At 60.3% G+C, this 9,321-nt stretch carries 10 protein-coding genes and 1 other RNA gene; 9 read left to right on the top strand and 2 right to left on the bottom strand.

The window, feature by feature from the left end; genetic code table 11:
- Positions 1 to 9 precede the first annotated feature (9 nt).
- The 9 genes from FHR23_RS00295 (at position 10) to rnpB (ending at position 7,431) form a co-directional block, all read left to right on the top strand.
- Entirely contained in the window at positions 10 to 507 is a 498-nt protein-coding gene (locus FHR23_RS00295) for a M67 family metallopeptidase (protein ID WP_184000960.1), read from the top strand.
- On the top strand, positions 488 to 1,132 hold the full coding sequence (locus FHR23_RS00290) for a histidine phosphotransferase family protein (RefSeq protein ID WP_184000959.1): 645 nt from the start codon (positions 488 to 490) through the stop codon (positions 1,130 to 1,132). Before FHR23_RS00295 ends, FHR23_RS00290 begins: the two co-directional genes overlap by 20 nt.
- Before the next feature lie 54 nt (positions 1,133 to 1,186).
- Complete coding sequence (locus tag FHR23_RS00285) at positions 1,187 to 3,511, top strand: chemotaxis protein CheA (protein WP_184000958.1); 2,325 nt, start codon at positions 1,187 to 1,189, stop codon at positions 3,509 to 3,511.
- Positions 3,508 to 3,936: a chemotaxis protein CheW gene (locus FHR23_RS00280; RefSeq protein ID WP_184000957.1), complete on the top strand. Its 429-nt coding sequence runs from the start codon at positions 3,508 to 3,510 to the stop codon at positions 3,934 to 3,936. The genes FHR23_RS00285 and FHR23_RS00280 overlap by 4 nt, the downstream gene beginning before the upstream one ends.
- 71 nt (positions 3,937 to 4,007) lie before the next feature.
- On the top strand, positions 4,008 to 4,373 hold the full coding sequence (locus FHR23_RS00275; RefSeq protein WP_184000956.1) for a response regulator: 366 nt from the start codon (positions 4,008 to 4,010) through the stop codon (positions 4,371 to 4,373).
- A gap of 75 nt (positions 4,374 to 4,448) precedes the next feature.
- Complete coding sequence (locus tag FHR23_RS00270; protein WP_343042911.1) at positions 4,449 to 5,453, top strand: chemotaxis protein CheB; 1,005 nt, start codon at positions 4,449 to 4,451, stop codon at positions 5,451 to 5,453.
- Positions 5,454 to 5,455: 2 nt separating this feature from the next.
- Positions 5,456 to 6,298: a CheR family methyltransferase gene (locus FHR23_RS00265; RefSeq protein WP_246359636.1), complete on the top strand. Its 843-nt coding sequence runs from the start codon at positions 5,456 to 5,458 to the stop codon at positions 6,296 to 6,298.
- A 63-nt stretch (positions 6,299 to 6,361) separates the two neighbouring features.
- Entirely contained in the window at positions 6,362 to 7,051 is a 690-nt protein-coding gene (locus tag FHR23_RS00260; protein ID WP_184000954.1) for an N-acetylmuramoyl-L-alanine amidase, read from the top strand.
- A gap of 12 nt (positions 7,052 to 7,063) precedes the next feature.
- An RNA gene (gene rnpB / locus FHR23_RS00255) (RNase P RNA component class A) lies at positions 7,064 to 7,431 on the top strand.
- A 108-nt stretch (positions 7,432 to 7,539) separates the two neighbouring features.
- Here rnpB and FHR23_RS00250 read toward each other — a convergent pair.
- Together FHR23_RS00250 and pspF are read right to left on the bottom strand one after the other, a co-directional pair.
- Positions 7,540 to 8,160: a superoxide dismutase gene (locus FHR23_RS00250; protein ID WP_184000953.1), complete on the bottom strand. Its 621-nt coding sequence runs from the start codon at positions 8,158 to 8,160 to the stop codon at positions 7,540 to 7,542.
- 102 nt (positions 8,161 to 8,262) lie between these two features.
- Positions 8,263 to 9,288: a phage shock protein operon transcriptional activator gene (gene pspF / locus FHR23_RS00245; RefSeq protein WP_184000952.1), complete on the bottom strand. Its 1,026-nt coding sequence runs from the start codon at positions 9,286 to 9,288 to the stop codon at positions 8,263 to 8,265.
- Between the last annotated feature and the right edge of the window lie 33 nt (positions 9,289 to 9,321).

Here is a 9,321-nt window from a genome sequence, read left to right as displayed (position 1 = left end):
AAGATGGGAATGAAGCCCGAAATTTCAAGCGCGATTCTTCGCCAGGTGATGGACAGAGCCGACCGGGCAGGGGGGCAGGAAGTCTGCGGTCTGTTGCGGGGGCGCGGGCCGGTGATTCGTCAGGCGCTCGCCACCGCCAATATTGCCGCAGATCCGCAACGCGCGTTCGAGATCGAACCGGCGGCGTTGCTGCGTGCCCATCGCCTTGCCAGACGGACGGGCGGGCTGGAGATACTGGGCTGCTATCATTCGCACCCCAATGGCCGCACCGACCCTTCGCCACGCGATGCGCAAGCAGCGGCGGCCGATGAGAAATTGTGGCTGATCGTAACGCCGGATTCAGCGCGTTTATGGCGCGCCCGACCCCATGGCATGCTGCACGGCCGGTTCGATCCGGTTGCTTTCGGCATCCGGACTGGTAAGCGGGATATACGAGCGGTGACAGGGGTTTGCCGACACCGCACGGTACAGGGCTGGAGCTTCGAACTTGACTATCTCACCGACTGAATTCGCAAGTCTGTTGTGTTCACGGCTGTGTCACGACCTGCTCAGTCCGGTTGGCGCTCTCAACAATGGGCTGGAACTGCTTGCGGACGAGCATGATCCGGAAATGCGCGCCCGCTGTCTGGAACTGCTGTCCGACAGTGCGAAGGCGTCGGCCAACAAGCTTAAATTCTTCCGGCTTGCTTTCGGAGCCGCCGGCGGGTTCGGCGAAACCGTCGATACGCGTGAGGCGAAAGCCGCAATTGAGGGGCTGTTCGGCGACAATCAGCGGCTGAATGTCGGCTGGCTGGTCGAAGCGCCCGAACTGCCCAAACATGCGATCAAGATTTTGCTCAACCTTGCGCTGCTGGGGGGCGATGCGCTGGTGCGCGGCGGACAGCTTGATATCGGTGCCGAAAACACAGGCACAGCGACGGAAATCGGCGTTCGCGCCGATGGGCCGCGGATTATTCTCGATGACGAACTGCGTGGCGCGCTGGCCGATCAGGGTAATGCAATGCAGGTGACCCCGCGCGTTGCCGCCGCTTTTCTGGTGCGGCAACTGGTCGAACAGGCGGGCGGTACGCTGATGGTTTCGCCGCCCGATGCCGAAGTGCTTGTATTCGGTGCGAGTTTGCCTGCCGGGTAAACCAGCTTTTAACCAGTGGTTGTCATGGTGCCCTTTGCCGAGTGCGGGGGATGCATGGACGATCTGCTTCAGGAATTCATTGCTGAAACACGCGAGACGCTGGATGCGCTGTCCGGTGAGATCGTCGCGTGGGAAGCCGCACCGCAGGATCGCGAGCGGCTGGATGCGATTTTCCGTTTTGTCCACACCGTAAAGGGAAGCTGCGGCTTTCTCGATCTGCCGCGTCTGGCACGGCTCAGCCATGCGGCAGAAGATGTGCTGTCCGACGTACGCTCGGGGAAACGCACGCCGGATCAGGCGCTGGTCAATGCGGTTCTTGCCGTGGTCGACCGGATCGGTGAACTGGTAGAAGCGATCGATGCGGGCAATTCTCTCGACGATTCGAGCGAGGACCGGTTGATTGCCGCGCTTGAGGAAGGCTCAAGCGAAATCGCTCAGCCGGTATCGCCGACCTTGCGCGCGGGCGGACGCAGTGTGCGCCTGCATGTCGATCTGCTCGACCGGATGATGAGCGGCATGTCGGACATGGTGCTGGCGCGCAACGAACTGACGCGCCGTTTGCGCGATAGGGAAATCGACCCCGGTCTGGAGGCGGCGCTGGACCGGCTTACCAACACCGTGGCGGATATGCGTGATGCGGTAACGCGCACCCGTATGCAGAAGGTGGACGCACTCTTTTCGGCATTGCCGCGACTGGTTCGCGATACGGCTGCCGGCCTCGGCAAATCGGTATCGCTCGCCATTGAAGGCGCCGATGTCGAACTGGATCGTGAAATGATCGAGGCGATGCGCGATCCGCTTTTGCATCTGGTCCGCAATGCCATCGACCATGGTATCGAGGCGGTGGATTCCCGTCGCTCCGCCGGTAAGTCCGAAAAGGGACGTCTAACAGTTTCGGCGCGCCAGTCGGGCAATCAGATCGTCATTGAAATTGCTGATGACGGTCGCGGTATCGACACCGACAAGCTCATCAGGAAGCTCGTTTCCACCGGCGCTTATGATGAGAAACGACTGCGTTCGTTGTCCGATCGGGCAAAGCTCGATCTGATTTTCGAACCCGGACTGTCGACCAAGGACGAGGTGACCGAAATTTCCGGTCGCGGCGTCGGTATGGATGTGGTGCGCGACAGTGTCGCCCAGATCGGCGGTCGTATCGAACTGGATAATTCACCGGGTAAGGGGTTGCGCATCAGCGTGTTTGTACCGCTGACCCTGTCCATATTGTCCACAGTCGTCGTCGGGGCGGGGGATCAGACCTTTGCGATACCGCGCCAGGCCATCGAGGAAATCGTGTCGGCGCGTGCGCAGAATATCCGCGTAGACCGGCTGGGCAGCGCTATGGTGGCCACTGTGCGCAACCGGAAATTTCCGCTGGTGTCGCTTTCGGCATTGCTCGGTCTGAAGAGTGAGGTTGCGATTACGCAGGCGATGCTGGTGATCGTCAATATGGGGATCAACCAATATACCATCGCCGTCGATGCGGTACTCGACAATGAGGAACTGGTCGTCAAACCTGCTGCTCCGGCAGTCATGGCCGCAGGGGTATATGGAGGGCAGACATTACCCGATAGCGGTCTGCCGATGCTGCTGCTCGACTGCACCGGCATTGCTGCCGTCGCGGGCCTGCGATTTGGGATGGGCGGGCTGCTTGCGCAGGAGGAGGTTGCCGAGGAGAATTCGACAGAACGATCTGCCTCCATTCCCATCCTGTTCTTCAGGGATCTTGACGGAGTACGCCGCGGTGTGCCGATGGATGTGGTCGACCGGATCGAAAAGGTCGATGCACGCCAGTTGGCCTATTCGTCCGGCAGGCTGCGCGCCACGATTGAGGGCAGGATGGTGCCCGTTGCCGCGCTTGGCGACATACAGGGGCATGAGCGTTTTGACCTGATCCGGCTGAACGGTGACGGGACCAGCGTCGCCTATGCGGTTGAACAGGCGTTCGATATCGCGTCGGTGAGCGAGGAAGTCATCCCCAATCAGGACAGTGGTCCGATTGCAGGCGTTATCCTGTATGAAGGAGAGCAGGTTGAACTGATCGATCCTGCCTGGGTGTATCAGGAACATCATGACGCCCCGTCGTCCGACACGATGGCGCCTTTATGCCTGGTGCAGGGCAATGAAGACGGCTGGATGCGAAACTTCATCCGTCCCTTGCTCGAACGGTCGGGATATCGCGTCGTCGCCGAATTGCCCAAAGGACGGCGCCCTGCGATCATCCTTACCGAAGAGGAAATCGACTCAGCGACGCCCTATCCGGATACGCCGGTCGTCCGCCTGAGTGCCCGGCAGGGCAATTCCGGCAACCGGATCTATCGCTATGACCGGACGGCGTTGATGAATGCCCTCTCCGCGCAAATGAATGGAGATGCGGCATGAGCGCACTGTTCCTGATCGCAAACATGGCCGGAAGAACGGTCGCCATTCCTTCCGAGCAGGTGGAATCGGTCGTCAATCTCGGTCCGTTGACACCGGTCCCGCTCGCATCGGCACAGGTGCGCGGGCTGGCGACGCTGCGCAGCCGGGTGGTGACGGTGATCGATGGCGGTTCGATCCTCGGGATGCCGCATGAGGCCCCTGCCGCGCGGGGGGTCATTACGGTCGTCGACGGCCATCCCTATGCGATGATCGTCGAAGATCTGGATGATGTCGTGTCATTCGATGAAAAACCGTTGGCGGATGGAATGACGCTGGAAGGCGGCTGGGAAAAGATCGCACGTGGATATGTCGAGCGGGATGGAGAGCCTGTTCTGATCGTTAATCTGTCTTCGCTGGTCCCGGTGCCGGAAATGGCTGCGGCATGAAGTGCATTAACGCGACGCTTACGAAGCATATGGCAGATACGGAATAAGTGGCGAGTAACAGGGTGCAATTCATGAAAAGCTGTCTGGTTGTTGATGATTCGAAGGTGATCCGAAAGGTCGCGCGGCATATTCTCGAAACCATGAATTTCGAGGTGCGTGAGGCGGGGGACGGTCGTGAAGCGCTGGACAGTTGTCTTGCCAGTCCGCCCGATGTCGTACTGCTTGACTGGAATATGCCCGTGATGAGCGGCATGGATTTTCTGCGCGCTCTGGGCGATAGCGGTGTGACGCAGCGACCGAAGGTCGTTTTCTGCACGACCGAGAATGGCATGGCACATATCCGCGCCGCGATCGAAGCGGGGGCGGACGAATATGTCATGAAACCGTTTGATCGCGAAACGCTGGAAAGCAAATTGCAGATCGTCGGTATTGCCTGATCCTTACTAAGGGCAATGAACGCGCACACTTCTCTTGAGAAACTGCCCCGAACGGAGGTCAGGACTTCCAACAGGGTGCTGATCGTCGATGATTCGGCGGTCGCTCGCGCGGTTATCGCCCGTATCGTGAACGACATTCCGGGCTTTACGGTGGTCGAGTCGCTGACCAGCGCCAGGCAGGCGCTGGAATATCTGTGCCACCATCGCGTCGATATTGTTCTGCTGGACATCATTATGCCCGGCGTGGATGGGCTGACGGCGCTCCCTGACCTGATTACAGCCGGGGAAAATGCCCGCATCCTGATCGTGTCTTCCTCTTGCGAAGACGGTTGCGCTGCGACGGTGCAGGCATTGGCGCTGGGGGCCGCGGACACCCTGGTAAAACCGGGACCAGGTAGCTATGCAGGCTCCTTCGCGACCAGATTGCAGGAGCGGCTGATCAGGCTTGCCGGCGACAGCTATGGCAGCCAGCCGATGGTTCCGACGAAAAACGTCAAGGTGGAGCGGCATTTCGACATCGTTGCGGTGGGTGCCTCGACGGGGGGCATCCATGCGCTGACGCAATTGCTCCGTCAGATACCGGCGTCGTTCGAACCACCGATACTGGTGACGCAACATCTGCCCGAATCTTTCATGCCCTATTTCGCCGCTCAATTGGCGCTGATCGCAAATCGTCCATGTGAGGTTGCACGAAACGGCATGGCCATCACGCCGGGCCGCATCCTTGTGGCACCGGGAACCGCGCATCTGTGCTGCGTGCGCACCAACCATGGATATGCCGTTCGCCTCAGCGACACACCGGTTGCCAATGGCTGCATGCCGTCCGTCGATCCGATGTTCAGTTCCCTGGGAGAGGCATATGGCGATCGCGTGTTTGCCGTGGTGTTGAGCGGCATGGGGAGAGATGGGGCAACCGGTGCGGCGCGCCTGCATGAGACGGGAAGCACCGTCGTGGTTCAGGATCGTAACAGCTCGGTTGTGTGGGGAATGCCGGGGGCTATTGCCACCGCCGGTCATGCTTCCGCAGTCCTGAAACCCGAAGAAATCGGTGCGTTGATCGCAGGGAGTGACAAACGGTGAATATGGAAAATATCACTCCGGATCCATCGATGCAGGTCATGGGTGCGTTAAGCGTGCTGAGTGCATTGCTGGAGCAGGAAACCGGTCAGCAGATTTCTCCGATGCGTACCGGTCGGATAGAGGCGGCGTTAAAGCCGTTGATGCGCGATCGCCGAATTGCATCGCTCGACGATCTGGCGACGGTGATTGTGACAGGCGCAGACCGGGAACTGGAAACGCTCGCCGTGGAGGCGATGCTCAATCAGGAAACGTCTTTTTTCCGTGATGCCGCGGTGATGGATCAGGCGATCGATGTTCTGCTGACATTGATGGCGGATGCCGGTGAACGCCGCCTTCGCGTCTGGTGCGCGGGCTGTTCGACCGGGCAGGAGCCCTATTCGCTGGCGATCCTGCTTTCCGAGCGATTGGCGAACAGCGACAAGCCCTTTCCGGATATCATCGCAACCGATGTTTCTGCCTGTGCTTTGAATCGCGCCAGGCAGGGGCGGTACAGCAGTTTCGAAATTCAGCGAGGAATGCCCGTCCGGCGCATGGTGAGCTGGTTCGATACCGAAGGGGAAAGCTGGGTCGCGCGTCCGGAATTGAGAAAGCGTATCCGCTATCTCCACTGCAATCTGGTGGCCGACATGCCGCCTGCCGGTCCATTCGACCTGATCCTATGCCGCAATGTACTGTTCTATTTCGCGCTGCCGATTCGCCGGCGTATTTTCGAGATGATCGCGGGCAATATGCGTCCGGAAGCGCTCTTGCTGCTGGGCGCGGGCGAAACGGTGATCGGCCAGACCCAGCGGTTGCAACCCAGCCCCCGGTTCAGAGGATTTTACAGCCTGATGGCGAACGCCTGAAGACGGGTTGCCTTTCGGCCTGCTTCGTCCCATCCACGGAGGGACGGTTTCAGGCGGGTTTGAATGAAGATCATCGACAGACCATCACCGAATTTTGACGAGCGCACTTTGCCGGTAACGATGCTGGTATTGCACTATACCGGTATGGAAGATGCGCAGTCGGCGATTGACCGGCTGTGCGATCCCGAAGCCAAAGTGTCCGCACATTATGTGGTGAAGGAGGACGGCGAAATTCTTCGTCTGGTCGATGAGGAAAAGCGCGCCTGGCACGCAGGGCGCTCACACTGGCGCGGCATCAAGGACGTCAACAGCGCGTCGATCGGCATCGAGATCGTCAATCCGGGGCATGAATTCGGTTATCGTCCCTTTCCCGATGCGCAGATCAGCACCCTGATCCCGCTGATTGCGGACATTGAAAAGCGGCACGGCATTACGCGCGGAAATGTCGTCGGGCATTCCGATATTGCACCCGCGCGCAAACAGGATCCGGGCGAGTTGTTTCCCTGGGGAAAGCTGGCGCGTCTGCGGCTCGCATTGCCGCGCCCGACCAGAAACCTGATGGACCCGTGCTGGACGGATGGCGGCTTCCTGCTTGCGCTCGAACGCTTCGGCTATGACGTCAAAGACCCGGAAGCGGCGGTCATAGCGTTTCAGCGACGGTTTCGTCCCGAAATGATCGACGGGGAAATCGATGCCGAATGCCGCATGCTGCTGCTTGCATTGCTGCTTCCCAAACCGCAAGGCGACGATTAAGGACGCTGTCTGCCAGAGGGCCGGGCGGCCGCGTCGCATCTTTTGGATGTGCCGAGGAAAGTCCGGGCTCCACGGAAACGACGGTGCCGGGTAATGCCCGGCGGGGGTGACCCCAGGGAAAGTGCCACAGAGAGCAAACGGCCACGGCTTCGGCCCGGCCACGGTGAAAGGGTGCGGTAAGAGCGCACCGCGCGGCTGGTAACAGCAGCGGCATGGCAAACCCCACCGGGAGCAAGACCGAATAGGGACGGCACATGCGCCTCGTTCCGGCGCGTCGTCCGGGTTGGTTGCTTGAGGGCGCGTGCAAACGTGCCCCTAGAGGAATGGTCGCCTATCCCCATCGGGGTGGACAGAACCCGGCTTACAGGCCCTCTGGCATTTTTGCGAACGCACGGCACCGCCTTTCAGCCCCTTTCGGGCGATGCCGCACATGAAAAAGGGCGCCGAACCCGCTGGTCCGACGCCCTTTTTTCAGGTGTCGATTACGATCAGCCCTGATCGGCGCGGCTGACGCCTTCACCGTCGAGATTTGTCGCCACGAATTCCCAGTTGATCAGGTTCGCGGTCACCGCATCCAGATAGGCCGGACGGGCATTCTGATAATCGAGATAATAGGCATGCTCCCACACGTCGATGGTGAGCAGCGGCTTCATGCCGTCATGGGCAACCGGGCTGTCGCCATCGTGCAGCGAGGTGACTTTCAGCGCACCGCCGTCAAGTACCAGCCAGCCCCAGCCGCTGCCGAAATGGCCGGCCGCCTCGGCTTTGATCTTGTCGATCAGAGCGTCGGTTGAACCGAAGCTTTCGGAAATCATTTCGGCCAGCTTGCCGGTCGGCGCCTGTTTCTCCGGCGACAGGCACTGCCAGAAGAAGCTGTGGTTCCAGATTTGCGAGGAGTTGTTGAACAGGCCGGTTGCGCCCTTTTCCTTCGCGGTGGTGATGACCTTGGACAGGCTCGCGCCCTCAAGGCCGTGATCACCCAGCATGCCGTTGGTCTTGTCGACATAGGCCTTGTGATGCTTGCCATGGTGATAGCTCAGCGTCTCGGCCGACATATGCGGTGCCAGGGCATCCTGGGCGAAGGGCAGGTCGGGAAGTTCGAAAGCCATGAGAGGTTCCTCCGGTTTTGGGGTTATGCGTACAGTCGCCTAACGCATCCGAAGGCCAGATGGTCCAAAAAATTTCTTGTGCGTAACGATTAATCGCTTCGATCAGTTGGTGCCGAGCAGATCGTGCCGTTTCAACGCATGACGCAACTGGTCATAACTCAGGCCCAGCGCTTCTGCGGTTGCGCGCTGATTATAGCGGTTTTCGGATAGTGCGCGGGTCAGCAATTTGCGTTCGAATTGCGTGACGCGGGTTTTGAAATCAGCCGGTTCCTCTGCGCTTTCCGGGCTTTCTTCAGACGGTCGCTCGACCGGTCCTGCGGTGTCAGTGCTGACCTTCGCTACCGACGCTTTGGGCCGGTAGGGAGATGCGAACGGATCGATTTCAATCTTGTCGACCGGGTCGGTATGGCCCCAGCGATAGACGGCGCGTTCGACGACGTTGCGCAATTCACGGACATTGCCGGGCCAGCTATATTCCTCCAGCGTCTCGGTCGCGAGCGGGCCGAAGCCGGGCCAGTCCTCCCAGCCGATCTCGGCAGCCATGCGTCGCCCGAAAAAATCTGCCAGCACCATGATGTCGCCGGTACGCGCGCGCAGCGGGGGGAGGGTGACGACCTCGAACGACAGCCGGTCGAGCAGATCGGCGCGAAAATTGCCCTGCTCCACCCGGGCGGGCAGATGCTCGTTGGTGGCGCCGACGATCCGGACATCCACCTGTACGGGCCGCGAAGCGCCGATGCGCGTCACCTCGCCATATTCGACCGCGCGCAACAGGCGCTCCTGTGCAGCCATTGAAAGGGTGCCCAGTTCGTCGAGGAACAGCGTCCCGCCATCGGCTTCCTCAAACCGTCCGGCACGCGCACGCGTTGCGCCGGTAAAGGCACCCGCTTCATGCCCGAACAGTTCGGCTTCGATCAGGGTTTCGGGTAGCGCGGCGCAGTTCATCACCACCAGCGGCTGATCCCAGCGCGGGCTGAGGCGATGCAGGCGTTCGGCCACCAGTTCCTTGCCGGTGCCGCGCTCGCCGATGACTAATACCGGCCGGTCCAATGCGGCGGCGCGGCTGGCGCTTTCCAATGCGTCCAGAAAGGCCCCCGACTGGCCGACAACCTGTGTTGTTCTTTCCATACCAAAACATTGGCGTAATCTGCCAACTGTTGG

The organism is Stakelama sediminis, assembly GCF_014199335.1.
Classification (GTDB): domain Bacteria; phylum Pseudomonadota; class Alphaproteobacteria; order Sphingomonadales; family Sphingomonadaceae; genus Sphingomonas; species Sphingomonas sediminis.
This window is presented reverse-complemented; position numbering and strand designations above follow the sequence as displayed.

Excerpts from the sequence above, each read along its gene's own strand:
- FHR23_RS00295 (WP_184000960.1), top strand. The coding sequence starts at position 10 with ATGAAGCCCGAAATTTCAAGCGCGATTCTTCGCCAGGTGATGGACAGA.
- FHR23_RS00285 (WP_184000958.1), top strand. The coding sequence starts at position 1,187 with ATGGACGATCTGCTTCAGGAATTCATTGCTGAAACACGCGAGACGCTG.
- FHR23_RS00280 (WP_184000957.1), top strand. The coding sequence starts at position 3,508 with ATGAGCGCACTGTTCCTGATCGCAAACATGGCCGGAAGAACGGTCGCC.
- FHR23_RS00275 (WP_184000956.1), top strand. The coding sequence starts at position 4,008 with ATGAAAAGCTGTCTGGTTGTTGATGATTCGAAGGTGATCCGAAAGGTC.
- FHR23_RS00265 (WP_246359636.1), top strand. The coding sequence starts at position 5,456 with ATGGAAAATATCACTCCGGATCCATCGATGCAGGTCATGGGTGCGTTA.
- FHR23_RS00260 (WP_184000954.1), top strand. The coding sequence starts at position 6,362 with ATGAAGATCATCGACAGACCATCACCGAATTTTGACGAGCGCACTTTG.
- FHR23_RS00250 (WP_184000953.1), bottom strand. The coding sequence starts at position 8,160 with ATGGCTTTCGAACTTCCCGACCTGCCCTTCGCCCAGGATGCCCTGGCA.
- pspF (WP_184000952.1), bottom strand. The coding sequence starts at position 9,288 with ATGGAAAGAACAACACAGGTTGTCGGCCAGTCGGGGGCCTTTCTGGAC.